At 72.2% G+C, this 24,276-nt stretch carries 20 protein-coding genes; 12 read left to right on the forward strand and 8 right to left on the reverse strand.

What is annotated here, in order from left to right; all coding sequences use genetic code 11:
* Window positions 1-177: 177 nt before the first annotated feature.
* Complete coding sequence (locus OG496_RS09285) at window positions 178-762, reverse strand: hypothetical protein (RefSeq protein WP_405970384.1); 585 nt, start codon at window positions 760-762, stop codon at window positions 178-180.
* A gap of 214 nt (window positions 763-976) precedes the next feature.
* On the opposite strand from OG496_RS09285, the gene OG496_RS09290 reads away from it, so the two are divergent.
* The 4 genes from OG496_RS09290 (at window position 977) to OG496_RS09305 (ending at window position 4,989) form a co-directional block, all read left to right on the forward strand.
* A complete protein-coding gene (locus OG496_RS09290; protein WP_405970385.1) occupies window positions 977-2,128 on the forward strand; it encodes a WD40/YVTN/BNR-like repeat-containing protein in 1,152 nt (383 codons plus the stop codon).
* Between the two features lie 133 nt (window positions 2,129-2,261).
* Window positions 2,262-2,939 (forward strand): uracil-DNA glycosylase, encoded by a 678-nt coding sequence (locus OG496_RS09295; RefSeq protein WP_399392500.1) that lies wholly within the window; start codon window positions 2,262-2,264, stop codon window positions 2,937-2,939.
* Window positions 2,936-3,970 (forward strand): N-acetylglucosamine kinase, encoded by a 1,035-nt coding sequence (locus OG496_RS09300; RefSeq protein ID WP_405970386.1) that lies wholly within the window; start codon window positions 2,936-2,938, stop codon window positions 3,968-3,970. Before OG496_RS09295 ends, OG496_RS09300 begins: the two co-directional genes overlap by 4 nt.
* A gap of 95 nt (window positions 3,971-4,065) precedes the next feature.
* Window positions 4,066-4,989 (forward strand): sirohydrochlorin chelatase, encoded by a 924-nt coding sequence (locus OG496_RS09305; RefSeq protein ID WP_405970387.1) that lies wholly within the window; start codon window positions 4,066-4,068, stop codon window positions 4,987-4,989.
* 94 nt (window positions 4,990-5,083) lie between these two features.
* Here OG496_RS09305 and OG496_RS09310 read toward each other — a convergent pair whose 3' ends face one another.
* The gene (locus OG496_RS09310; RefSeq protein WP_405970388.1) at window positions 5,084-6,121 is read right to left on the reverse strand and encodes a lactonase family protein; all 1,038 of its coding nucleotides are present in this window, start codon (window positions 6,119-6,121) and stop codon (window positions 5,084-5,086) included.
* A gap of 143 nt (window positions 6,122-6,264) precedes the next feature.
* Window positions 6,265-7,758 (reverse strand): FUSC family protein, encoded by a 1,494-nt coding sequence (locus OG496_RS09315; RefSeq protein ID WP_405976590.1) that lies wholly within the window; start codon window positions 7,756-7,758, stop codon window positions 6,265-6,267.
* A gap of 188 nt (window positions 7,759-7,946) precedes the next feature.
* Between OG496_RS09315 and OG496_RS09320 the strand changes: the two genes are divergently transcribed.
* Window positions 7,947-8,423: an Lrp/AsnC family transcriptional regulator gene (locus tag OG496_RS09320; protein ID WP_366498638.1), complete on the forward strand. Its 477-nt coding sequence runs from the start codon at window positions 7,947-7,949 to the stop codon at window positions 8,421-8,423.
* A gap of 19 nt (window positions 8,424-8,442) precedes the next feature.
* On the forward strand, window positions 8,443-9,126 hold the full coding sequence (locus tag OG496_RS09325; protein WP_405970389.1) for an HAD family hydrolase: 684 nt from the start codon (window positions 8,443-8,445) through the stop codon (window positions 9,124-9,126).
* Between the two features lie 10 nt (window positions 9,127-9,136).
* Here OG496_RS09325 and OG496_RS09330 read toward each other — a convergent pair whose 3' ends face one another.
* Genes OG496_RS09330 through OG496_RS09345 form a run of 4 tightly spaced genes read right to left on the reverse strand, consistent with a single transcriptional unit; the run spans window position 9,137 to window position 13,968 of the window.
* Complete coding sequence (locus OG496_RS09330; protein WP_405970390.1) at window positions 9,137-10,267, reverse strand: XdhC family protein; 1,131 nt, start codon at window positions 10,265-10,267, stop codon at window positions 9,137-9,139.
* The gene (locus OG496_RS09335; protein WP_405970391.1) at window positions 10,260-12,395 is read right to left on the reverse strand and encodes a xanthine dehydrogenase family protein molybdopterin-binding subunit; all 2,136 of its coding nucleotides are present in this window, start codon (window positions 12,393-12,395) and stop codon (window positions 10,260-10,262) included. Before OG496_RS09335 ends, OG496_RS09330 begins: the two co-directional genes overlap by 8 nt.
* Complete coding sequence (locus OG496_RS09340; RefSeq protein WP_405970392.1) at window positions 12,392-13,384, reverse strand: FAD binding domain-containing protein; 993 nt, start codon at window positions 13,382-13,384, stop codon at window positions 12,392-12,394. Before OG496_RS09340 ends, OG496_RS09335 begins: the two co-directional genes overlap by 4 nt.
* Window positions 13,381-13,968 (reverse strand): (2Fe-2S)-binding protein, encoded by a 588-nt coding sequence (locus OG496_RS09345; RefSeq protein WP_405970393.1) that lies wholly within the window; start codon window positions 13,966-13,968, stop codon window positions 13,381-13,383. Before OG496_RS09345 ends, OG496_RS09340 begins: the two co-directional genes overlap by 4 nt.
* 234 nt (window positions 13,969-14,202) lie before the next feature.
* Between OG496_RS09345 and OG496_RS09350 the strand changes: the two genes are divergently transcribed.
* The 4 genes from OG496_RS09350 (at window position 14,203) to OG496_RS09365 (ending at window position 19,772) form a co-directional block, all read left to right on the forward strand.
* The gene (locus OG496_RS09350) at window positions 14,203-14,781 is read left to right on the forward strand and encodes a TetR/AcrR family transcriptional regulator (RefSeq protein WP_366498644.1); all 579 of its coding nucleotides are present in this window, start codon (window positions 14,203-14,205) and stop codon (window positions 14,779-14,781) included.
* Window positions 14,782-14,861: 80 nt separating this feature from the next.
* Window positions 14,862-17,054: a hypothetical protein gene (locus OG496_RS09355; RefSeq protein WP_405970394.1), complete on the forward strand. Its 2,193-nt coding sequence runs from the start codon at window positions 14,862-14,864 to the stop codon at window positions 17,052-17,054.
* A gap of 172 nt (window positions 17,055-17,226) precedes the next feature.
* Window positions 17,227-17,931, forward strand: a complete 705-nt coding sequence (locus OG496_RS09360; RefSeq protein WP_405970395.1) for a class I SAM-dependent DNA methyltransferase — start codon at window positions 17,227-17,229, stop codon at window positions 17,929-17,931.
* A 164-nt stretch (window positions 17,932-18,095) separates the two neighbouring features.
* Window positions 18,096-19,772, forward strand: a complete 1,677-nt coding sequence (locus tag OG496_RS09365; RefSeq protein WP_405976591.1) for a SpoIIE family protein phosphatase — start codon at window positions 18,096-18,098, stop codon at window positions 19,770-19,772.
* Window positions 19,773-19,800: 28 nt separating this feature from the next.
* Here the strand turns inward: OG496_RS09365 and OG496_RS09370 are convergent, their stop codons facing one another.
* Complete coding sequence (locus OG496_RS09370; protein ID WP_405976592.1) at window positions 19,801-21,282, reverse strand: MFS transporter; 1,482 nt, start codon at window positions 21,280-21,282, stop codon at window positions 19,801-19,803.
* Window positions 21,283-21,505: 223 nt separating this feature from the next.
* On the opposite strand from OG496_RS09370, the gene hutH reads away from it, so the two are divergent.
* Together hutH and OG496_RS09380 are read left to right on the forward strand one after the other, a co-directional pair.
* Window positions 21,506-23,374, forward strand: a complete 1,869-nt coding sequence (gene hutH / locus OG496_RS09375) for a histidine ammonia-lyase (RefSeq protein WP_405970396.1) — start codon at window positions 21,506-21,508, stop codon at window positions 23,372-23,374.
* Window positions 23,371-24,270, forward strand: coding sequence for an amidohydrolase family protein (locus OG496_RS09380; RefSeq protein WP_405970397.1), 900 nt, complete (start codon window positions 23,371-23,373; stop codon window positions 24,268-24,270). The genes hutH and OG496_RS09380 overlap by 4 nt, the downstream gene beginning before the upstream one ends.
* Window positions 24,271-24,276 lie beyond the last annotated feature (6 nt).

Here is a 24,276-nt window from a genome sequence, read left to right on the forward strand (position 1 = left end):
GCGCGGCCTGAGACCGGGCGGGCCGGACGACCGGAGGCGCGGGACAAACGAGATCGGACAAGTCCATGTGCCGGGAAGTACGGGCGACTTGGGACCAGGTGGGCCTTTGTGACGGGCATGACGAGGGCCCCTGTCTGCGATCCGCAGGGCAGGGGCTCGTGACGCCGTGCCGGGCGTTCAGCCCGTCTTGCGGCCCCACAGCGGGCCGAAGCGGGCCCACTCCTCGTCCCACTGGTCCATGCGCCGGCGTTCCAGCCGGCCGCGCAGGGCCCGGGCGCTGACGAAGGGGACGGCCGCCGCGCCCACGCCCAGGAGGGTGCCGATCATCACGGCCCGCAGCTTGGCCTGCGAGGCGCTGGCGGGCTTGGTGACCAGGTGGCCCTGCGGGTCGGTCCAGACGGTCACCGGAGTGCCTATCGCGCTGCCGGAGGGTACGCGTATCTGGCCGGTGTGCGAGGAGCCGTCCACGGCCGTCCAGCGGACCTTCGCCCAGACCGGTTCACCGCTCGTCCTGCTGGAGTTCGCCGGGGCGGGGCCGGGCGCGTCCTGGACCACCAGGGCCACCACGGGTTTCCAGTCGACGCGTTCCTGGGCCAGCTCGTGTTCGACGGACTGGGTCGCCGTCAGACCGGCGAGCACCCCGGCGAGGACGGTGATCAGCCAGGCGCCGAGCACGATCCACGATTCCACCGCATCGGCACGGCGCTTGAGCGGATTCCGCCGCCACCGCCACAGCCACACCTTCGGACCTCGGAACGCCATCGAAGGCATCCTCCTCATGAACGCACTGACATGCCGAACCGCCCTCCCATACGGGAGACGTCTCCTCGATGCTCACGACGAATACCCCGACTCGACGTTCCCATGGCTGCCGGGACTCCCGCAGGCCCTTCGCGGGAAGGCCTCGCGAATCTGCCCCACGGACCGATATTGACCTCCTGAACTGCGGTGTTGCCGGTTGCAGGGGTGACTGTCAGTGGCGGGGTGCAGACTGGCGGGTGATGGGGGCAAAGTCGCCAAAAACGCAGCGGAGGTGGCCGGCATGACGGAGGTACTGCTCGCGGTGGGCACGCGAAAAGGCCTGTTCATCGGGCGTAGGCGAGGTGGGGTCTGGGAGTTCGACGAGAGTCCGTACTTCAACGCGCAGGCGCTGTATTCGGTCGCCGTCGACACCCGCGGCCCCACGCCGAGACTGCTGGCCGGGGGTGACAGCTCTCACTGGGGTCCGTCCGTCTTTCACTCCGACGACCTCGGCCGGACGTGGGCCGAGCCGGCGCGGCCCGCGGTCAAGTTCCCCAAGGACACGGGAGTTTCACTGGAGCGGGTCTGGCAGTTGCACCCGGCGGCCGCGGAGCCCGAAGTGGTGTACGCGGGCACGGAGCCGGCCGCGCTGTTCCGCTCCGAGGACCGCGGCGAGAGCTTCGAACTCGTCCGCCCCCTCTGGGAACATCCCACGCGTTCGCGGTGGGTGCCCGGCGGTGGCGGAGAGGGCCTGCACACCGTCCTCACCGACGAGCGCGACCCGCGCGCCGTGACGGTCGCCGTCTCGACGGCCGGGGTGTTCCGGACGGGCGACGGGGGCGAGAGCTGGGCGCCGTCCAACTCCGGTGTCCCGGCGGTGTTCCTGCCGGATCCGAACCCGGAGTTCGGGCAGTGCGTGCACAAGATCGCGCAGGGCGCGGCGACCCCGGACCGGCTGTATCTGCAGAACCACTGGGGCGTGTACCGCAGCGACGACGCGGGCGCGCACTGGACGGACATCGGCGCGGGCCTGCCGTCCACGTTCGGCTTCGCGGCGGCGGCCCACCCCCATCGCGGCGACACGGCGTACGTGTTCCCGATCAACGCCGACGCGGACCGCGTGCCCGCCGAGCACCGGTGCCGGGTCTTCCGTACGGCGGACGCGGGCCGCAGCTGGGAACCGCTGTCGGCAGGGCTGCCGACCGAGGACCACTACGGCACGGTGTTGCGCGACGCGATGTGCACGGACGGCGCGGACCCGGCGGGCGTGTACTTCGGCAATCGCAACGGCGAGGTGTTCGCGTCGGACGACGACGGGGACAGCTGGCGGCAGTTGGCGTCCCATCTGCCGGACGTGCTGTGCGTGCGGGCGGCGGTCGTCGCGTGAGGGCGGGAGCTTCCGGGAGGGCAACTCCCGGCAGGGCAGGCTTCGTTCACGCGCGCCCACGGTTCGGTCGTTCTCGGTCGGGCTGCGACCACCGGTTGATCGCCGGGCCCTGTACGGCAGTAGGGTGACGCCCGTGGCACCACGACCGTTGCATGAGATCGTCGAACCGGGCTGGGCGAAAGCCCTGGAACCCGTGGCCGGACGCGTCGCCGAGATGGGGGACTTCCTGCGCGCGGAGATCGCCGCCGGACGCACCTATCTACCGGCCGGACCGCATGTCCTCCGAGCCTTCCAGCAGCCCTTCGACGACGTCCGCGTCCTGATCGTCGGGCAGGACCCCTATCCGACTCCGGGGCACGCGGTGGGGCTGTCGTTCTCGGTGGCCCCCGAGGTACGTCCGCTCCCGCCGAGCCTGCTCAACATCTACCAGGAGCTGAACACGGACCTGGGGCTCCCCCAGCCGTCCAACGGCGATCTGACCCCGTGGAGCCAGCAGGGGGTGCTGCTGCTCAACAAGGCGCTCACCACGGCCCCGCGCAGTCCGGCCGCCCATCGCGGCAAGGGCTGGGAAGAGGTCACCGAGCAGGCGATACGGGCGCTGGCGGCGCGCGGCAAGCCGCTGGTGTCGATCCTGTGGGGCCGTGACGCCCGCAACCTCCGGCCCCTCCTCGGCGACCTGCCCTCGGTGGAGTCCTCGCACCCGTCCCCGATGTCGGCCGACCGCGGCTTCTTCGGCTCCCGCCCCTTCAGCCGCGCCAACGACCTGCTGGTCCGGCAGGGAGGACAACCGGTGGACTGGCGTCTGCCGTGACGGTTGCGGGGGACGGTTCACCGGATGCCGTGGGCAGGTTCCTCGCCGTGGACTCGGGAGGCTCCGGGCTCCGGGTCGTCGTGGGCGAGGTCGGCAGTGGCCGAAGATCGGGCCCGCTCTCGTCCGGAGAACCCGTTCGGACCGGTGCCCGTGGGATCGACGCCGGGCATTTCATGGAGCAACTGGTCCCGATGGTGCGGGCGTTGGCCGAAAAGGCCAAGACGCCCGGGGTATCCGGGGCGTCCGAGGTCGGCACTGCTGTGATCGGGGCCGCCGGGCTCGCCACTCTCGGGGACGGGTTGCGGGCCGAGTTGCCGGGCGCGCTGGCGCGGGAGTTCGGGGTGCGGACCGTCGCGCTCGCCGCTGATGCCGTCACCGCTTATGTAGGTGCCCTCGGGGCACGGCCCGGTGCCGTGATCGCCGCCGGCACGGGACTCATCGCCATCGGCACCGATCTCACCAAGTGGCGAAGAGCCGACGGTTGGGGGCATCTGCTCGGCGACTGCGGTGGCGGGGCCTGGATCGGGCGGGCCGGGCTGGAGGCTGCGCTGCGCGCGTACGACGGGCGGGCCGGTGGTTCCGGGGCGCTGTTGAGCTGTGCCGAGGAGCAGTTCGGGGCGATGGCGGGGTTGCCGGGCCAGTTGTATCCGCGGTCGGACCGGCCCGCCGTACTCGCGGCCTTCGCGCCCCGCGTCGCCGAGTGCGCCGCGGACGACCCGGTGGCGGACGGCATCCTGCGCGCCGCCGCCCGGCACATGGCCGAATCCGCCGTTGCGGTCTGCCCGGCCACCGGCGAGCCCCAAGTCGCGCTCACCGGTGGCCTGTTCAAGATGGGCGAGCCTCTCCTCGTACCGCTGCACGAGGAGTTGGCGAAGCGACTGCCGCATGCGCGGGTGGTTCCGCCGGAGGGTGATCCGCTGGACGGTGCCGTGCGGATCGCGCGTGATCTTGCCGCGGGCGCGCTCGCTCTGCCGTGTGACGACGTGATGTTGTCCGTGGCGAGCCCAAAGGGACAAGGTGATCACTTCTGATCCGTACGTAACTCATCAGACAAAACAGGACGGATACCGCTCACCTGCACCCTCCCCGAACAGGGATGCCCAGGAAGCCAGTAACATGCCTCGCCATGAGCTCCCCCACTGGGCCCGCGTCCGGCCTGCCAGTACGAATGCCGCGACCTCGCCAGCCCGGGCGGCACCGCCGACCCGAGCAGCTGGCGGCTCCCGAGGGCGCGCCCGCGCTGGTCCTCGCCGTGCCGGGCCCGCCGAGCGCGGCCACGCGCAGCCTCGCCGAGGAGGTCGTGAGCATCGCGCGCTCCGAGCTGCCCGGCCTCGACGGCCGCATCGGTTATCTCGACGGGGACGACTCCGAGTTCCCCACCCTGACGTCCGTGCTCGCGCACGCCGCTGAAGAGCGCACCGCCCGCTTCGAGCAGGCCAGGGCCGCCGGCGCCGACGTCAAGGAGCCCGACGGGCCGGTGGCCGTCGTCGTGCCGCTGCTCGCCGGCCCGGACAGCGCGCTGCTGCGACAGGTCCGCCAGGCCGTCATGGACAGCCGGGTCGCGGCCGACCTGACCGATGTGCTCGGCCCGCACCCGCTGCTCGCCGAGGCGCTGCACGTGCGGCTGTCCGAGGCGGGTCTGGCCCGTGCCGACCGTGCCCGGCTGTTCACCGTGGCGACCGCCGCGGACGGCATCATCCTCGCGTCCGTGGGCGGCGAGGAGGCCGTGCAGGCGGCCGGAATCACCGGCATGCTGCTCGCCGCGCGTCTCGCCGTGCCGGTGATGGCTGCGGCTCTGGACCAGGAAGGTTCGATCGCGGCGATCGCGGAGCAGCTGCGCGGGTCGGGTTCGCAGCAGCTGGCGCTGGCGCCGTACCTGATCGGCCCCGAGATCGACCTGGGTCTGCTGCAGGCGGCCGCCGCCGAGGCCGGCTGTGCCGCCGCCGAGGCGCTCGGTCCGTACCCGGCGATCGGCAAGCTCGCGCTCGCCAAGTACACGATGGCACTGGGCATCGCCCCGCCGCAGCCGCAGGGCGCGCCGGTTCGCTGATCCACCCCGCACGCGTAACGCCGTAGCGCCGAAAGGGCCCCTCCTCATGCGGGAGTGGGCCCTTCGGCATGCGTGCCTGGCGAACGCGTCGGATTCAGTCGAAGACCACGCAGGACGCGGCGGTCACCTTGATCGAGCCGCCGCGGCGCGGGACGCCCGTGGCGGGGTCGACGGTGAACCATGTCACGTCGCCGGAGCGCTCGTTGGCCACGTACAGGTGGCCCCCGGCCTCGGCGATCGCGCGCGGCCAGTGGCCTTCGCAGGGCACCGTGCCGATCAGCCGCAGCCCGTCGCCCTCGACGGCGAGCACGGAGAGCACGTCCTCGCCGCGGGTCGCCGTCCAGACGAAGCGGCCGTCCGGCGAGGCCACGATGCCCGAGGGGTAGGCGGCGTCGCCGTCCGGCGGACCGGGCAGGACCGGCACCTCGGTCAGCGGCTTCAGCGAGCCGCTCTCAGCGTCCCAGCGGCAGACGGTGACGGTCGGCGTGAGTTCGTTGAGGACGTAGGCGTGCGCGCCGTCGGGATGGAAGGCCAGGTGGCGGGGGCCCGAGCCGGGGCGTAGCGCGATCTCGCGGTGCGGTACGGGACGTCCGTCGTCCAGCGTGCACACCCGCACGGAGTCGGTGCCGAGGTCGACGCTGACCGCCCAGCGGCCGCTCGGGTCGGGCTGGATCTGGTGGGCGTGCGGACCCTGCTGGCGCTGCTGGTGCGGGCCGGAGCCGGTGTGCCGGAGCTGTCCGGAGGGGCGGCTCGCCAGGGTGCCGTCCGGGCGGACCGGCACGGCAGTGACGCTGCCGGAGCCGTAGTCGGCCGTCAGGACGTGCCCCGCGAACAGGCTCAGGTACGTCGGCCCCGCGCCGCCCACGCGCACCGGCGGACCGAGCGGCTCGGGCTTGTCGCCGTTCACGCGGTACGCGGCCACCGCGCCCTCGGCCGTCTCGCTGACGGCGTAGAGGGTGTCCCCGTCGGGTGCCAGGGCGAGATACGAGGGGTCGGGGACGCCGTTGACACTGCTCAGGACGGTCAGCGCGCCGCTGTCCGCGTCCACGGCCGCCGTGACGACACCCGGGCCGCCCGCCGCCGTGAACGACCCGATGAAGGCCCGCCGTCCCCGCCTGTCGCCGTCTGCCACCGCTGTCCCCTCTCGGTCAGCGCACCGGATCCGCGCGCCGGTTGCGTGCTGTCGGGGTGACGGTAGCAGTCGATCATGACCGGTCTAGACCAAATCCCGGAGCATTCTCCGCCCAGCCGTGCCGGTCTCGCTCCCGTACCGGCTCACGCTCCGACGAGCCGTGAACCGGACCGTGCGCGCAGAGGCTCCGCGAGTTCCGCGAGGGCGCGTTCCAGGCCGTGGAGGTGGGCCAGCGCGGGCTCCGCGGGCGGCCGGGCGGCCGTGGCCGTGAGGTGTGATCCGTCGCCGTCGGTGAGCGCCTCGACAGCTGTCTCCACGCGCCAGCAGGCGGCGGCCAGGCGGGCGTCGTGGGAGGCCTCCGGGTCGGCGGCCACGGCGACGAGGCCGCGGATCTCGCGGGCGCAGTCGTCGAGCAGGGTGAGGACCCGGCGGGCGCGACGCTTGCGGCCGAGCACGGGGTTCAGCGGGTGCACGAGGGGGGCTACGGACAGCCGTACCCGGCCCAGGAGTTGCTCCAGCTCGGCGACGCGTCCGGCGGGGTCGGCCGTCGCGGAACCGGCGAGGCGGGCGGCGGCCTCGGCGGTGCAGGTGTGGACGCAGCGCAGGGCGCGTTGAATCCAGGCGTCGGTGGTGGTGTGGGTGGTCACCGGCAGCACGAGGAGGACGGCCAGTACGGCGCCGAGCGCGCCGACGCCGGTCTCCGCGAACCGCAGCGCCAGCAGGCCGGGGTTCAGGACGCCGAGCAGGCCGTAGAGCAGCTCTGCCATCAAGGTCACCGAGAGCATCATCCAGGTGTAGGAGACGGCGGCCGAATAGAAGATGCCGAAGACGCAGGCGGCGACCAGGATCGCGGTGGGGACGGGGGCGCCGTGGACCGGTACGGCCACGAGCAGGCCCAGGGCGATGCCGAGGACCGTACCGAGGACGCGGCGGAAGCCGCGGACCACCGTCTCGCCGCGCGAGGTGGTGTTCACGAAGATCCACCAGGTGGCGCCGACGGCCCAGTACCACCGTTGCCCGGACACCAACTGACCCACCACGAGGGCGAATCCGGCGCCGGCGGTCGCCTGGACGGCCTGCCTCGTGGTCACACGGGCCAGACCGCGAGCAGCAGTTGGGGCGGGTACGGCGGTCGGAGGGAGTCGGCGTTCGTAGCACCAGAAGCCGAAGCGGACCGTCGCCGCGGTGAGCACAGAGAGGCCAACTGCCGCGTACAGCATGGGCAGTTGGTCCGGTGTCGCGTGCAGGAACTGGGCCACGAAGAAGGTCATGAACGCGAAGACGCCGAGGCTGTGGCCGCGCGGTCCCCAACGGCGCGCGTAGACGCCGGCGCCGACCACGGCGAGGAAGGTGAGGTCGCGGGCGACGGGGTGGTCGTGCAGTTCGGCCGCGGCAGCGAGCACCGGCAGGCCCACACAGGGCAGCAGCGCGGTGGTGACGGCCTGCCCGCGCACCGAGGCGTCCGTCACCGTGAACAGGGCGAGCAGCGCGGCCAGACCACCCGTGACGGCGCCCGCGAGGGACTGCCCGGTGAGCCCGCAGACGACGACCGCGAGGCCGATGCCGAGAACGGCCCGAGCGGCGAACCGCAGCCGCACGCGCCCCGGGTCCGGAGCCACGAACACCCTTTTCAGCACTGCTTCCCGCCCCTGCGCGTACCCCTGGACACCGGTGGACACCGGCATGAAAAAGGCGCCGCGGAGGTCCGCAGCGCCATCGACATGCCCATGAGAGCATCATCGGGGCGGTTGGCTCAAGTGTCTCGCGATCAGATGGGCCATTGGCGCAATCGCATTGCGCTGGGCCATTGGTACAGTCTTCCGTCATGAGCGTGGACGAACTCGACACCCGCATCCTCAGGCTGCTTCTGGAGCAGCCGCGTACCAGCGTGCGCGAGTACGCCCGGCTGCTCGGCGTCGCCCGCGGCACGCTCCAGGCGCGGCTCGACCGGCTGGAGCGGGACGGGGTGATCACCGGTACGGGCCCCTTCCTCTCCCCCGCCGCGCTCGGGCACCCGGTGCTCGCGTTCGTGCACATCGAGGTCACCCAGGGGCATCTCGACGAGGTCGGGGACGCGCTGGCCGCCGTACCGGAGATCGTCGAGGCGTTCTCGATCACCGGTGGCGGGGACCTGCTCACCCGGGTCGTCGCGCGGGACAACGGCCACCTGGAGGACGTGATCCAGCAGCTGATCAGCCTGCCGGGAGTGGTCCGCACCCGGACCGAGATGGCGCTGCGCGAGCGCGTTCCGCACCGGCTGCTGCCGCTGGTGGAGTCGATCGGCCGCGCGGCCGGGAAGTGACCCTTGGCATGCTGAACCCATGAGCAACCTCGGCGGCCTCTCGGTCATCTTCGATCTCGACGGAACACTCGTGGACAGCGAGCCGAACTACTACGAAGCCACCCGGCAGACCCTCGCCGAGCACGGCGTCCCGGACTTCACGTGGGCGCAGCACGAGCGCTTCGTCGGCATCAGCACCCAGGAGACCCTCGTCCTACTGAAGGAGCGCCACGGCCTGACGGCGCCGGTGGAGGAGCTGCTCGCGGAGACCAACAGCCGTTATCTGGCGCTGGCCCGGGCCGCCACGCGTGTGTACCCGGAGATGCGGAAGTTCGTGGAGCTGCTCGCGGCCGAGGGGGTGCCGATGGCGGTGGCGTCGGGTTCGTCGCCGGAGGCCATCGAGGCGATCCTGACCGGCACCGGGCTCGACACGTCGCTGCGGACCGTGGTCTCGGCGGACGAGGTGCCGCGGGGCAAGCCCGCACCGGACGTCTTCCTGGAGGCCGCGCGCAGGCTCGGGGCGGCTCCGGCCGACTGTGTGGTCCTGGAGGACGCGGCTCCGGGCGCGGCGGCGGCGCACGCGGCCGGGATGCGCTGCGTCGCGATCCCGTACGTGGCCGCGCAGGCCGACGCCCCCGAGTTCGCGACGGCTGGGCTGCTACTGCGGGGCGGGCAGGCGGAGTTCAGCGCGCAGGGGGCGTACGACTGGCTCACCGAGGACTGACCGGTCCGTTTCAGGACACCCCCAGCACGGTCTTGTCCCGGTCGCGGTGGATCGGTGCCGCCGAGCCGGTCAGCGGCACGCCCGAGCCGCCGTTGCGTACGGCGACGATCTCCGCCGCGATGGACAGGGCCGTCTCCTCGGGCGTACGGCCGCCCAGGTCGAGGCCGATCGGCGAGCGCAGCCGGGCCAGTTCCCGCTCGCTGACGCCGACTTCCCGGAGCCGTCGGTCGCGGTCCTCGTGGGTTCGGCGCGAGCCCATGGCTCCGACGAAGGCGACGGGCAGCCTCAGGGCCTCTCCGAGGAGCGGTATGTCGAACTTGGCGTCGTGGGTGAGTACGCACAGGACCGTGCGCTCGTCCGTGGCCGTGTGCTGGAGGTAGCGGTGCGGCCAGTCGACCACGATCTCGTCGGCGTCCGGGAAACGGCTCCGGGTGGCGAAGACGGGCCGGGCGTCGCACACGGTCACCCGATAGCCCAGGAACTTGCCGGCCCGCACCAGCGCCGCCGCGAAGTCGACGGCACCGAAGACGATCATGCGGGGTGCGGGCACGCTGGACTCGACGAAGAGGGTCAGACCACCGGGGCAGTGCGAGCCGTCCTCCGAGATCTCCACCGACCCGGTGCGGCCGACGTCCAGCAGCGCGCGGGCCTGCGCCGCAGCGGTCCGCTCCAGCGCGGGGCGTCCGTCGAGACCGCCCTCGTACGAACCGTCCGGGCGGACCAGCAGTGCGCGGCCGAGCAGTTCGGCCGGACCCCGGACGACCCGGGCGAGGGCGACCGCCTCTCCCCGGGCCGCCGCCGCCAGCCCGGCGGTGAACAGCGGATCGCCCGCGTGGACCGGCGTGACCAGGACGTCGATCACCCCGCCGCAGGTCAGGCCCACGGCGAAGGCGTCCTCGTCGCTGTAGCCGAAGCGTTCGCGGACCGGCTCGCCGTCCTGGAGTGCCTGGACGCACAGGTCGTAGACCGCGCCCTCGACGCAGCCGCCGGAGACCGAGCCGATCACCGTGCCGTCGGCGTCGACGGCGAGCGCGGCGCCGGGTGGGCGCGGTGCGCTGCCGCCCACGGCGACGACGGTCGCGACGGCGAAGTCCCGGCCGTCCCGCATCCAGCGGTCCAACTCCTCGGCGATGTCAAGCACTTGGCGCCCCGCCCGCGGTCAGGACCCGGTCGGGGCGGATCGGCAGGGCACGGTGGCGGACGCCGGTGGCGTGCCAGACGGCGTTGGCTATCGCCGCGGCGGTCCCTACGACCCCTATCTCACCGATGCCCTTGATGCCGACCGGGTCGTCCGGGTCGGGGTCGTCGACCCAGTCCGCCTCGATGGCCGGTATGTCGGCGTTGGCGGAGAAGTGGTAGTTGGCGAAGTCCGGTCCGACCTGGGCGCCGGACGCCGTGTCGCGGACCGCCTCCTCGTGCAGGGCCATGGAGATGCCCCAGATCATCCCGCCGACGAACTGACCGCGCGCGGTCAGCGGGTTGACGATGCGTCCGGCGGCGAAGATGCCGAGCAGCCGTCGTACTCGGACCTCACCGCTGGCGGTGTCCACGGCGACCTCGGCGAACTGCGCCCCGAAGGAGTGCCGTTCCTTCTTGGCGAGCGCGGCGACGGCCTCGGCGGTGTCGCTTCGCGCGGTGATGCCGTCGGGCGGGATGTCGCCGCCCAGGGCCAGTTGCTCCCGCAGGTCGGCCGCGGCCCGCATCACCGCCCAGGCCCAGGAGCGGGTGCCCATCGAGCCTCCCGCGAACATCGCGGCTCCGAGGTCGCTGTCCCCGATGTGCACCCGGACCCGGGCCGGCTCGGTCTCCAGCGACTCCGCGGCGACCAGGGTCAGCGCGGTGCGGGCGCCGGTGCCGATGTCCGTCGCGTTGATCCGCACGGTGTAGGTGCCGTCCGGCTCCGCGGTGACGGCCGCCGTGGACGGGCCGACCCCGACGTGGAAGGTGGACGCGGCCATGCCGGTGCCGAGCAGCCAGCGCCCGTCGCGGCGCACGCCGGGGCGGGGGTCGCGGTCGGCCCAGCCGAAGCGCCGGGCGCCCTCGTCGAAGCAGGCGAGCAGGTTGCGGCTGCTGAAGGGGAGTCCGGAGACGGGCCCCACCGTGGGTTCGTTGCGGACGCGCAGGGCGATCGGGTCGAGTCCGCACTTCTCGGCGAGTTCGTCGAGCGCGGACTCCAGCGCGAAGGACCCCGGCGCCTCCCCCGGGGCGCGCATGAAGGTGGGGGTCGGCAGGTCGAGCCGTACGACCCGGAAGGCGGTGCGGTGGGCGTCGGCGGCGTACAGCGGGCGTCCGAACGCGGCGCTCGGTTCGACGAATTCGTGCACGGTCGAGGTGAGGCTGAGTGCCTGGTGGTCGAGGGCGCGCAGCCGGCCGTCGGGGTCGGCGCCGAGCCTGACGCGCTGGGTGGTGGGGCTGCGGTAGCCGACCAGGGAGAACATCTGACGGCGCGTCAACACCACGCGGACCGGGCGCTGGAGAGCGGTCGCGGCCATCGCGGCGGCTACCTGGTGCGGCCGTACGCCCTTGGATCCGAAGCCGCCGCCGACGTGTTCGGACCGCACCCGCACGGCCGCCGGATCGAGGGAGAAGAGTTTCGCGAGTTCGCCGGCCACCCACACGGTGCTCTGGTTGGAGTCGACGACGTCGAGCCGTCCGGCCTCCCAACGGGCCGTCGCGCCATGGGGTTCCAGGGGGCTGTGGTGCTCCTCGGGTGTCGTGTACTCCTCGTCGACGACCACGGCGGACCGGGCGAGGGCGTCCTCCACGTCGCCCTTCACCACCTCGGCCGGTCCGGCGGGCGAGCCCGCGGGCAGGTAGGCGTCGGGGTGCCCGGCGTAGAACGCGATGTCGTGCGGCTCCTCGTCGTAGTCGACCACCAGCGCCTCGGCGGCCTCCCTTGCCTGCTCGGACGTCTCGGCGACGACCAGCGCCACCGGCCAGCCCACGTAAGGGACTTGGTCGTGCTGGAACAGTCCGAGGGCCGGGTCCGGCGGGCCCACGACACTCATGTAGTCGGTGGTGACACGCGGTGCGTTCTCGTGGTGCAGGACGGCGAGGACTCCGGGCATCGCGAGCACCGGGTCGGCCCGGACGGTGCGGATGCGGCCTCGGGCGACGGTGGACAACACCAGCCAGCCGTGGGCGAGTTCGGCGAAGGGGAAGTCTCCCGCGTAGCGGGCCGCGCCGGTGACCTTGTCCCGTCCCTCGACGCGGGTGTGGGCGGTTCCGAAGGCACCCGTCGGCCGAACGGCCTGAGTCGTGGTGGTCATCGAGCGGTCTCCTCGGCGAGTTCGGTCAGTACGGCCACGACGAGATTGCGCAGCAGGGTGACCTTGTAGGCGTTGTCCGACAGCGGCTCGGCGGCGGCCAGTTCGGCGTCCGCGGCCGCCATGAACGCCTCGGCGCTCGCCGGTCCCCCGGTCAGCACCCGCTCGGCCTGCCGCGCCCGCCACGGCCGTGACGCCACCGCGCCGAAGGCCAGCCGTACCTCGCGCACGACACCGTCACGCACGTCGAGGGCGGCGGCGATCGAGCCGATGGCGAACGCGAAGGAGGCACGCTCGCGCACCTTCCGGTAGCGGGAGTTGGCGGCGACCGGGGCGGGCGGCAGCGTGACCCCGGTGATCAGCGCGCCCGGCGGCAGCGCGGTCTCGCGGTGCGGGGTGTCGCCCACGGGGAGATAAAGGTCCGTGAGCGCCAACTCAACGGGCCCGGCGGCGGTTTCGTACGACACGACCGCGTCGAAGGCCGCCAGCGCCACCGCCATGTCGGAGGGGTGGGTGGCCACGCAGTGCTCGGAGGCACCGAGGATCGCGTGGTTGCGGTGCTCGCCCTTCAGCGCGGGGCAACCACTGCCGGGGGCCCGCTTGTTGCAGGGCTGGGTCACGTCGGTGAAGTAGGCGCAGCGGGTGCGCTGGAGCAGATTTCCGCCGACCGTGGCCATGTTGCGCAGCTGCCCGGAGGCGGCGGCCAGCACCGCTTGGGCCAACGCCGGGTAACGGAGGCGCACTTCGGGATGCGCGGCGAGGTCGCTGTTGGTGACGGTGGCGCCGATGCGCAGGCCGCCGTCCGCCGTCGTCTCGACGCGGTCCAGGGGCAGTTCGCGTACGTCGACGAGCCGCGTGGGACGCTCCACGCCGGCCCTCATCAGGTCGACGAGGTTGGTGCCGCCGCCGAGGAAACGGGCGTCGGGCTCGGCGTCGAGCAGCGCGACCGCGCCGGAGACGTCGAGCACCCGCCGGTACTCGAACTCCCTCATGCCACGGCCTCCTTGAAGTCGTCCTGCTCCTCCTCGGCCCGCGGTGCTTCCGTCCCCCGCGCCTCGGCCGCCCGGGCGACCGCCTGGACGATCGACACATACGCGCCGCACCGGCACAGGTTGCCGCTCATCCGCTCCCGGATCTCCTCGGCGGTGAGGGGTGGCGGCCCCGCCTCGGGCCGTACGTCGGCGGTGACGGCGCTGGGCCAGCCCGCCGCGTGCTCCTCGATCACCGCGAGGGCCGAACAGATCTGGCCCGGAGTGCAGTAGCCGCACTGGTAACCGTCGAGGTCGAGGAACGCCTGCTGCACGGGATGCAACCGGCCGCCGTCGGCCACGCCTTCGATGGTGGTGACGGCGCGCCCCTCGGCGGCCACCGCCAGCTGGAGGCAGGAGACGACCCGGCGGCCGTCGAGCAGGACCGTGCAGGCCCCGCACTGCCCCTGGTCGCAGCCCTTTTTCGTGCCGGTGAGGTCGAGGTGTTCGCGCAGGGCGTCGAGCAGGGTCGTGCGGTGATCGACGGGCAGCGTGTGCTTCTCTCCGTTGATGTTCAGGGTGATGACGCTGGACGTCGATGGGGCCATGATCAGCCTTCTCTCGCGGATGGGGGGCGCGTCGAAGCCGGACGAGGAGATCCGTGAGCCCACGGGTCGCCCGAGAATTCCGGACGGCGATCGGCGATCGATCCGGCCGTTCGCACAGCCCGTTCTGCCGGTAGAGTGAGCTCTAAGCGGACAACTGTCCGTTATCCAGGAACCTAACGGACAGCTGTCCGCTTAGCAAGGTCGGCTCTGCCGTATTTCCCGCAAGGAGGAGGAGTGCGCGAAGAGTTGGGCGCGCCCCAGCGCTCGGACGCCCAGCGGAACCGCGAGCGCATCCTCGAAGTGGCGCTCGCCGAGCTGACGCTCGCGGCGGACGTCCCGCTGAGCACGATCGCCAGGAAGGCCGGTGTCGGACAGGGCACGTTCTACCGCAACTTCCCCAACCGCGAAGCGCTCCTGCTGGAGATCTACCGCCACGAGATGCAGCAGGTCGCCGATGCGGCGGCCCCCTTGCTGGAGACGAGCGCACCGGACCTGGCGCTGCGGGAGTGGATGGACCGCCTCGCCCGGTTCGCCAGGGCCAAGGTCGGTCTGGCTGGGGCGCTGCGGCAGGCGGCCGGAGCGTCCGGCACCCCGGCCAGGCCTGGGCACGGCGCGGTGACGGAGGCCGTCGCGCTGCTCCTGCGGGCGAACGACGAGGCCGGCACCATCCGCCCGGGCGTCACCCCCGACGACTTCTTTCTCGCCATCGCGGGCCTGTGGCAGATCGAACCGCACGGCGACTGGCAGGGGCGCGCCGGGCGGCTCCTGGACCTGGTCATGGACGGACTGCGGGCGGGAGCGCCCGGACGCTGACCGAACGAGGAGGAAGGTCGCCGCACCCTCCACGGGAAACCCGAATGCGCCCGCTTGTTCGGTTCTGGGACCATGCGGGAATGATCGACCGTCTCGAACCACTGGTCCTCCGGCACACGTTCCGCGTCCCCCTCCCCACGGGTCCCTCAGGTGAGACCACCGGCCCCGTGGATGAAGGCGCCACCGCTGCGCGGCAGTTCGACGCCGCGCTGCTCTCCGTGGGCTTCAAGCTCTCCCCGGACCTGCTGGTCCGGCTGTCCGAGCTGCCCGAGGAGACGGTCGTCCGTATCGCCGGACGCACGCTGCCGACCGTCCGCGAGCTCGTCGGCGATCACGTCCAGCACAACGCCTACTTCATCGACTTCCCGGCCAACGTGCCCGACACCGTGGACTTCTGGATGTCGTGCATCGCCGACGCGTTCCGCGACGAGAACACCCCGACCGCGACGCTCAAGCAGTTGCGGACCGGGGTGGTGAACCTGCTCAGCCTGCCGACGTACGGCAGGTACCAGCACACGTACGCCGAACTGCTCGCCGCGCAGGACGAGTTGATCGCGGCGGCGGGCGACCGGCTCACGGTGCTGCACGCGGGCGGTGACCTGGCCGGCGAACTCACCGCCCTGTACCTGGCGTTGGCCGGGAGCACCACACCGCTGGGCGAAGAGCACCAGGGCGATCTGCGGGCGCTGGCCGAGCGGTGCGTCGACGGGCCGCAGCCCGAGGCGATCCCGGTCCGGGAGAACCGCGCGATCGTCAACGAGGCCCGGCTGAAGGCGGGTTCGGGGCTGTTGCTGGACACCGTGACCGATGTGCTGCGGCTGGCCTGCGCGCTGTCGGACGGCGATGTGTCGCTGGTGGAGCCGACCCGTTTCCGTTCGCTGTCCCGCCCGGTGCGGCGGGCGTTGCTCGCGGGGCTGGACTCCGTGATCGCCGCGTCCCCCGCCAAGCTCGCCGACGTGCACGCGCACCGCGAGGCGTGGAAGCGGCTCGGGGAGCGGCTGCACCCGCACGAGTACCCGCGATGGCCGCACGCGGCCGACGTGTTCGCGGTGGCGCGAGGAGAGCTGAAGGCGCGGTCGCTCGACGGCCGGGTCGAGGAACTCCTCGGGGAGGCCGACCTGTTGGGTGCGCTGGAGCTGCTGAAGTCCGCGCCCGGCAAGCTGTTCCGCGCGCTGGACCGGCTGCTGCGCATGGCGCTCACGCAGGAGGAGCGGGACGCCGTGGTGGCCGCCGCCGAGCAGGTTGCACCCCAGGTGTCGGGCCGGGTCGTGCTGTCGGTGCGTGAGCATCTGCACAACCGGGCCCGGGACACCGGGGAGTTGCGGGTCTTCGTGAACCGGCGCGGCCGCGCCTGGGTGACCGACGACGAGCGCTCGATCGTAGGACCGGCGGAGCGGAATCGGCTGATCGCCGCGCTCGACGACGAGACGCGGCGTCGACTGCCTTCTCCGGAGCGGCTGTTGGTCGATCCAGAGGTGCTGGACGTGGCGTTGCCGTTGAGTGGGAAGGCGACGGCGGTCGGGCTCGGGGTGCTGCCGCGCGGGTCCCTCTCCCTGGTCGAGGGCGAGTTGCTGCGCTTCTTCGTGTACTGGAAGGAGACTGAACAGCGCACCGACTTCGACCTGTCGGCGCTGATGCTGAACGCGGACTACTCGACGAACGCGTGGCTGTCGTACACCGCGCTCACCGAGGTCGAGGGCGAGCACTCCGGTGACATCACCGAAGCGCCGGACGGGGCCTCCGAGTTCATCAATCTGCGGCTCGGTGCCGTGCGCGGGGCGTTCGTCGTGCCGCAGGTCAACATCTTCGCGGGCGAGGGCTTCGAGGAGGTCGAGGAGTCGTTCTTCGGGTTCATGCTGCGCGAGGGCGAGCAGCAGGGGCGGCCGTTCGAGCCGCGTACCGTGCGGATGAAGTCGGAGCTGCGCGGGACGGGGCGGGTCGCGCTGCCGTTGGTGTTCCTGCGCGGGGAGGACGGCGGCTGGCGGGCGAAGTGGCTGCACCTGTATCTCAGGGGCACCCCGTCGGCGAACCGGGTGGAGCGGAACCGGGTGACGGTGGCGAACCTGCTGCGCGGGATCGTCGAGCGCGAGCAGCTCACCGTGCGCCATCTCGTCGACCTGATGAGCGGGGACGCGACGAAGGTGACCCTGTGGGACGGCGAGACGGTGCCGGACGGTCCGGTCACCTACATCGGGCTGCGCCGCCCGGACGAGCTGCCCGCCGGATCTCTTGTCGTGACTCTCGAAAATCTGCGCGCCCTGATCCCCGCCTGACTGATAGCGTCGGTCTCGGCGAGGCCATGGACGGACTTCCTTCTCAACTCCTTCTTGAAACCAGTTCGTCCGCTTTCCTCGCCCTCGACGTTCCGTGAGGGGTGCCCCAGGGCGCCCCTCACGTTCTTTTTCCGCCAAAACCTCACTTCACGGACTTGTGGGACAATCCTCTATGCGCGGACGAAAGGCCACTTCAGTGAGCGGAACGCACGACGGGTCCGGCTACGACAGCCTTCGGCTCGACCGCACCGGTCAGGCCGAGGCCTTCGATGCCATCGGGGACCGGTACGACGAGGCCTTCCCGCACAAGGAGGGCCAGGTCGGCGCCGGTGACTGGCTGATCGAGTCCCTCGATCCGGGCGCCCGCGTGCTGGACCTCGGCTCCGGCACGGGTGTGCCGACCGCCCGGCAGCTGGCCGACGCGAGCTTCGAGGTCGTCGGCGTGGACTTCTCCGCCCGGATGGTGGCGCTGGCCCGGGAGTACGTCCCCACCGCCACGTTCCATCAGCTGGACCTCGCAGAGCTGCGCCCGGGCGGCGCCCGTGACCTGGGCCGTTTCGACGGGGTCGCCGCGTTCTTCTCCCTGCTGATGCTCCCGCGCGCGGAGATCCCGCTCGCCCTGCGCACGATCCACCACCTGCTGAATCCGGGCGGGCTGTTCGTCCTGTCGATGGTGGAGGCCCATGTGGACGACTTCGAGATCCCCTTCCTGGGCAACACGATCAGGGTCTCCGGCTATCTCCTCGAAGACCTGCACAAGATCCTCGACACGGCCGGCTTCGAGATCGTGAAGGAGAACTCCTACACCTACGCCCCGGCGACCGCCGACGTCCCGCCCGAGGAACAGGTCTTCCTCTGCTGCCGACGGCGCGACTGAGGCCGTAGGACCGACCCGGCGGCCGCTGCCGTACCAGTGACGGGACGAAGCGTGTGACGGAGCATCCCAGCCCCCGCGAAGGCCCCGCCGGAACCGCCCGGCGAGGCTCCTCGGCGAGCGGCCCGGCGCCCGTCGTACCGCTCGGCCGGACGCCCGTGCAGCAGATGGACCGGCTCCAGTACCTCGATGTCGCCACCCGGCGGATCGCCCGCGGGATGGACCTGGACGAGACGCTGCGGGAACTGCGGTGGGCGGCGGTGCCCGCCTTCGCCGACGCGATCGTGATCCACCTGCACGATCCGCTGCCCGTCGGGGACGAGAAGTCGGCCGCGCCCGTCGTCCTGCGGCTGCACAGCATCGACCGGGCGCCGGAGGCGAGGTCCGCGCTGCTGATGCCGCACGCCGAGTACGCGAGCGTGGCCGAGCGGGTGCAGCCGGTGCTCACCGGCCGGCTCGCGAAGCTGCTCCTGGCCGGGCGGCCCGCCTTCGGCGACGATCCGGGCATCCACCCTGCCGTGGCCGAACTGCTCGGCCCCGCGGCGAGTGCGCACGGCACGCTGCCGCCGGGCCGCCGGCTGATCATCGCCCCGCTGCACGGCCGCCACCACGTCATGGGCACCGTCGTCCTGCTGCGCCGCCCCGACCGCTCCGCGTTCACCGCCGACGACCTGCTCGTCGCCTCCCAGCTCGCCACCCACACCGCGATCGGCGTCCAGAAGGCGGTGATGTACGGCCACGAGGCCTCCGTCGCGGACACCCTGCAGCACACCATGCTCCCGTCCTCGCTGCCCGAGCCGACCGGCATCCGGCTCGCCAGCCGCTATCTGCCCGCCTCGAAGACCGCGCAGGTCGGCGGCGACTGGTACGACGCGATCCCGCTGCCCGGCAGCCGGGTCGCGCTGATCGTCGGTGACGTCATGGGCCACTCCATGACCTCCGCCGCGATCATGGGCCAGCTGCGCACCATCGTGCAGACCCTCGCCGGCCTCGACCTGCCCCCGCACGAGGTCCTCCACCACCTCGACGAACAGGCCCAGCGCCTCGGCAGCGACCACATCGCGACCTGCCTGTACGCGATCTACGACCCGATCTCGCACCGCCTGCTCATGGCCAACGCCGGCCACCCGCCCGCCGTACTGCTGCGCCCGAACGGCCACGCCGAGGTCCTCCAGGTCCCGCCGGGCGCGCCGATCGGCGTCGGCGGCGTCGTCTTCGAGTCCGTGGAGATGCCCGCGCCCACCGGCACCACGCTGGTGCTGTACACCGACGGCCTGGTCGAGTCCCGCGACACCGACGTGGGCACGGGCGTCGAGGCCCTGCGCACCCACCTCCAGTCCACCCCGCACCGGCACCGCCTGTCCTCGCTGGAGCGGCTGTGCGACCGCATCCTCACCGCACTGGCGCCGGGACCCCGCGACGACGACATCGCCCTGCTCACCGCCCGCTTCGACGGCTTCCCGCCGGACAGCGTGGGCTACTGGCACCTCGACCCCCACCCGCTCACCGCGGGCCAGGCCCGCCGGCTGACCCGCAGGGTGCTGCGCCGCTGGGGCCTGGACGAGCTGCTCGACACCACGGAGCTCATGGTCAGCGAGGTCGTCACGAACGCCGTGCGGTACGCCTCCCGTCCCATCTCCCTACGGCTGCTGCGCACCGACGTGCTGCGCTGCGAGGTCACCGACGACTCGCCCCAGGTGCCCCGCATGCGGCAGGCCGCACCCGGCGACGAGGGCGGCCGCGGCCTGTTCCTGGTCGACCGGCTCGCCCAGCGCTGGGGGGCGACGCGGCTGAGCACGGGAAAGGTCGTGTGGTTCGAGCAGCAGATCCCGAAGGGCCGGTAAAGGTCCGTCACGTCACGGGAGTTGATGCTCAGACCGGTCCAACTCCCGTGCCTCCCTTGAGGCGTTCGATGTCGGAGGGGCGGACCTGGATCACGATGACGGCGATCAGCGCGGCGGCGACCGTGAAGATCGCGGCCATCACGAACGCGGCCGAGACCCCGGCGGTGAGGACGTGATCGCCCCAGGTGCCCGGGAGTTGGCCGGTGCGCTGGAAGCGGAGGCGTTCGGCCGGGGTCGCCTGGGCGAGGAACGCGGGGATCTGGTCCTTCGCCTCGTTGCGGCTGGCGGTGCCGAACATCGTGACCAGGATGGACAGTCCGAGCGAACCGCCCACCTGCTGCGTGACGTTGAGGAGTCCGGAGGCCGCGCCGGTCTCCTGGACGGGCACGTCGGACAGCGCCATCAGGGTCAGCGAGACGAACTCCATGCCCATGCCGAGGCTGAACACCAGCATCGGGCCGAGCACACTGCCCAGATACGTGGAGTGGACGTCGGTCAGCGTCAGCCAGGACAGGCCCGCCGCCGCGAGGATCGCGCCCACCACCATGAACGGCTTGGGGCCGTAGGTCGGCAGGAACCGTGAGGCCAGCCCCGCGCCGACCGCGATGACCGCACTGACCGGCAGGAAGGCGAAGCCGGCCATGAGCGGGCTGAAGCCCAGCACGTCCTGCACGAAGAGTGTGAGGAAGAAGAACATGCCGAAGATCGCGGCGGCGAGGCAGAGCATGATGCCGTACGTCCCGGCGCGGTTGCGGTCGCGGAACATGTGCAGCGGGGTGATCGGCTGCCGGGAGCGCCGCTCGACCAGGACGAACAGAGCGAGGACGACCACGGCCGCGGCGAACGAGCTCAGGGTGAGCCAGTCCCGCCAGCCCTCCTGCGCGGCCCGGATGAAGCCGTAGACCAGGAACACCACGCCCACGGTGGAGGTCAGCGCGCCGGTGATGTCGAAGTGGCCCGGGTGGCGTTCGGACTCCTTGATCCAGCGCGGGGTGGCGAGGACGATGAGCAGTCCGATCGGGACGTTGACGAAGAGCACCCAGCGCCAGTTCAGCCACTCGACGAGGATCCCGCCCATCAGCAGTCCGATCGCGCCGCCGCCGGCCGAGACACCGGCGAAGACCCCGAACGCCCGGTTGCGTTCCGGGCCTTCGCGGAACGTCGTGCTGATCAGGGCGAGCGAGGTCGGCGAGGCGATGGCACCGCCGACGCCCTGGAGGGCGCGTGCGGCGAGGAGTTCACCGGAGTTCTGCGACAACCCGCCCAGCAGGGAGGCGAGTACGAAGAGCAGCACCCCGAACACGAACACCCGCCGCCGCCCGAGGATGTCCCCGGCCCGCCCACCGAGCAGCAGCAGACCGCCGAAGGTGAGGGTGTACGCGTTGACGACCCAGGCCAGGCTGGTGGTCGAGAACCCCAGCGAACTCTGGATGTGCGGAAGCGCGATGTTCACGATGGTGATGTCGAGGACCACCATCAGCTGACAGGACGCGATGACCAGCAGCGCCATCGTGCTGCCGCCACCGCCGGTGTCCCGGGTGGTGGTCCGGTCCGCGGGGGCTTGCTGAGGGCTGCTGCTCATGGCGAATCGCACTCACGAGAGACCGGTGAACGGCTCCGTCCACCAGTTACTCACCGTTCGACGGTACGCCCGCCCCCTGCTCCCCACCACTCGATCATCACAGGCCCAGGCGCTAGGTTCACACATGACAGGACATGGGGAGAAACCATTGGTGACCGAGGTCGTCGTCGACGGAGGGACGCTGTCCTACGGCGATGTCGTCGCCGTCGCCCATTACGGCGCCCAAGTCGCCTTGGCGGACGGGGTGTTGGCGCGCCTGGCGCGCGAACGGGCGGTCGTGGACGACATGGTCGACCGCCAGATCCCGACCTACGGCCTGACGACAGGACTCGGCGCCCGCTCCTCCTACGCCCTCCCCCGCACGGAACTCGACGCGTTCAGCGTCCGCACGGTCCGGGGCCGGGCGAACGCGGTCGGCGATCCGCTGCCGACCGCCGTCGTACGCGCCACCCTCCTCGCCCGCGTCAACGGCCTCGCGGGCGGCGGCAGCGGAGTGCGGCCGGAGATCGTACGGCTGCTCGTGGCCCTGCTCAACGCACGAGTACATCCGGTGATCCCCGAGGTGGGCTCGATCGGCGCGTCCGACCTCTGCCAGATGGCACACGTCGGCCTGGTCGTCATGGGCGAGGGAAACGCGGAGTGGGCCGGTGAGGTCCTCGACGGCGCGACGGCCCTACGCCGGGCCGGTCTCACCGCGGCGCGCCTCGGCCCGAAGGACGGCCATGTCCTGTGCAGCGCAAGCCCGTTGGCGGCCGGCGTCGGCGCCCTCGCCCTGCACGAGGCGGGCGCGCTGCTGGCCCTGGCACAGGCGGTGACGGCTCTGACCTACGAGGGCTTCCGGGCCAACACCAGTCCGCTCGACGCACGGGTACTGGCGTTGCGTCCCGCTCCGGGGCAGTCCCGGGCGGCGGGCGAATTGCTTGCCCTGCTGGACGGCGGCGAGTTGACCGACCCCCGCAACGCCCGCCGGGTCCAGGACCCGGTCAGCCTGCGTTGCGCCGCGCAGGTGCATGGCGCGGGGTATGCGGCGCTTGAGTTCGCGGACGCGGCGCTGGCACCGGAGTTGAACGGGTGCGGGGACAATCCGGTGGTGTTGATGGAGGCCGGGGGCGGGGTGGGGGGGCTGATCGAGGCCGGGGCTGGGGGCGGCCCGGCGGTACTGGCGGGCGCCGGGGACGACCGGGAGGTGCCGACCGACACTGGCGACACCTTGGATGCGCAGCCCGGCACCAGCGACACCCGTGGCGTACTGACCGGCGCCGGAAGCGACCCGAAGGTGCCGACCAGCACTGGCCACACCCCGAACGCGCTGCCCGGCACCGGCGACAGCACAGCGGAGCTGCCCGACCCCCGCTCCGCCCCGAAGGAGCCGGCCGCCACCGACATCAGCCCGGAGACGCCGGCCCGGACCGGCAACGCCCCGCAGATATCAGGGCCAGTCAGCACAGGCGAGATCCTCTCGTCCGGGAACTTCCACACCCCCGCCCTGGCCCTCGCCTTCGACACCCTCGCGCTGGCCCTGACCCAGACCGCGGCCGTCTCCGCCGAACGCATGCGGCGGCTGCTCGACCCGGCGGTCAGCGGACTCCCCGCGAACCTCTCGCCGTACGGTCCGGAGCGGTCGGGGTTCGCGCCGCTGGTGAAGACGGCACAGGCACTCGTCGCCGAGCTCCGGATGCTGGCCGTGCCGGTGTGTGTCGATCCCCGGCAGGGCGCGGATGCCGTGGAGGACGACTCGACCAACGCGGCGCTCGGCGCGCGGCGGTTGACGACGATGCTCGCGCGGCTGCGTCAACTCCTCGCCGTGGAGGCGGTGGTGGCCGCGCAGGCGGTTGATCTGGCGACGCCGGGCACGTTGGGGCGGGGGCCGGAGTTCCTGTATCGCGCGATCCGGAAGCGCGTGCCCAGCCTGGACGACGACCGGCCGCACGGGGTGGACGTGGAGACGGTGAGCCGCGACATCCTGGGGTCCGACGACGTCCGCAGCACACTGAACGCCTTGGCGGGAGAAGCGACATGACCAACGTCGACGTACACCAGCATCTGTGGACCCCATCGCTGGTGACGGCTCTGCGCGCCCGCCGCGAACCGCCGTACCTGGACGGCTGGACACTGTTCCTGGACGGTGAACCGCCCTTCGAGATACCGCCCGCCGACCACGACATCGCCCGGCGCGCGGAACTCGCCGCCGCCGACGGCCTCGGCCGGGTGCTCATCTCACTGTCCGCCCCGATCGGCGTGGAGTGGCTGCCCGAGGCCGAGGCACGGCCTCTCCTCGACGCCTATCACGACGGTGCGGCCGCGCTGCCCGAGCCGTTCGGGGCGTGGGCCGCGGCCTGCGTACGGGACATCGACGCGGACACGACCGCCAAGGACCTCGACCCGGGCTTCGCCGGACTCCAGCTCCCCGCCAACTCCCTCGCCGACGCGGCCGGTTACGCCCGCTGCGCCCCGCTCCTCGATCTCCTCGAAGAACGCGACCTCCCGCTCTTCGTCCACCCGGGACCCGCGGTCGGCTCCTCGGCCGACCCCGTCTGGTGGCCCGCGATGGTCCCGTATGTCCAGCAGATGCACGCCAGTTGGTACGCCTTCCGCGCCTTCGGCCGCCCCCGCCATCCACGCCTCCGCGTGTGCTTCGCCCTGCTGGCCGGACTCGCCCCGCTGCACGGCGAGCGCCTGTCGGCCCGTGGCGGGCAGCAACAGGAGGGCGATCAGGGCGTGTTCGTGGAGACGTCGTCCTACGGCCCGACCGCCGTCGACGCGATCGTGCGCGCGCTCGGCGTCGACGCCGTGGTCCAGGGCTCGGACCGGCCCTACGCGGAGCCGCCCCGCCACCCGGGGTACGGGTTGGGCGGGGCGGCTGCCTACGCCTTTCGCATCGCCAATCCGAGACGGCTCCTCACCGGGCAGGGGTGACGGGGC

Origin of the sequence: Streptomyces sp. NBC_00988, from assembly GCF_045162645.1 — a bacterium.
Lineage (GTDB): Bacteria > Actinomycetota > Actinomycetes > Streptomycetales > Streptomycetaceae > Streptomyces.

What these genes read in the sequence shown, in the direction of transcription:
- OG496_RS09285 (WP_405970384.1), bottom strand. Translation starts at nt 762, where the DNA reads ATGGCGTTCCGAGGTCCGAAGGTGTGGCTGTGGCGGTGGCGGCGGAAT.
- OG496_RS09305 (WP_405970387.1), top strand. Translation starts at nt 4,066, where the DNA reads ATGAGCTCCCCCACTGGGCCCGCGTCCGGCCTGCCAGTACGAATGCCG.
- OG496_RS09320 (WP_366498638.1), top strand. Translation starts at nt 7,947, where the DNA reads ATGAGCGTGGACGAACTCGACACCCGCATCCTCAGGCTGCTTCTGGAG.
- OG496_RS09325 (WP_405970389.1), top strand. Translation starts at nt 8,443, where the DNA reads ATGAGCAACCTCGGCGGCCTCTCGGTCATCTTCGATCTCGACGGAACA.
- OG496_RS09335 (WP_405970391.1), bottom strand. Translation starts at nt 12,395, where the DNA reads ATGACCACCACGACTCAGGCCGTTCGGCCGACGGGTGCCTTCGGAACC.
- OG496_RS09340 (WP_405970392.1), bottom strand. Translation starts at nt 13,384, where the DNA reads ATGAGGGAGTTCGAGTACCGGCGGGTGCTCGACGTCTCCGGCGCGGTC.
- OG496_RS09345 (WP_405970393.1), bottom strand. Translation starts at nt 13,968, where the DNA reads ATGGCCCCATCGACGTCCAGCGTCATCACCCTGAACATCAACGGAGAG.
- OG496_RS09355 (WP_405970394.1), top strand. Translation starts at nt 14,862, where the DNA reads ATGATCGACCGTCTCGAACCACTGGTCCTCCGGCACACGTTCCGCGTC.
- OG496_RS09360 (WP_405970395.1), top strand. Translation starts at nt 17,227, where the DNA reads ATGCGCGGACGAAAGGCCACTTCAGTGAGCGGAACGCACGACGGGTCC.
- OG496_RS09365 (WP_405976591.1), top strand. Translation starts at nt 18,096, where the DNA reads ATGGACCGGCTCCAGTACCTCGATGTCGCCACCCGGCGGATCGCCCGC.
- OG496_RS09370 (WP_405976592.1), bottom strand. Translation starts at nt 21,282, where the DNA reads ATGGCGCTGCTGGTCATCGCGTCCTGTCAGCTGATGGTGGTCCTCGAC.
- OG496_RS09380 (WP_405970397.1), top strand. Translation starts at nt 23,371, where the DNA reads ATGACCAACGTCGACGTACACCAGCATCTGTGGACCCCATCGCTGGTG.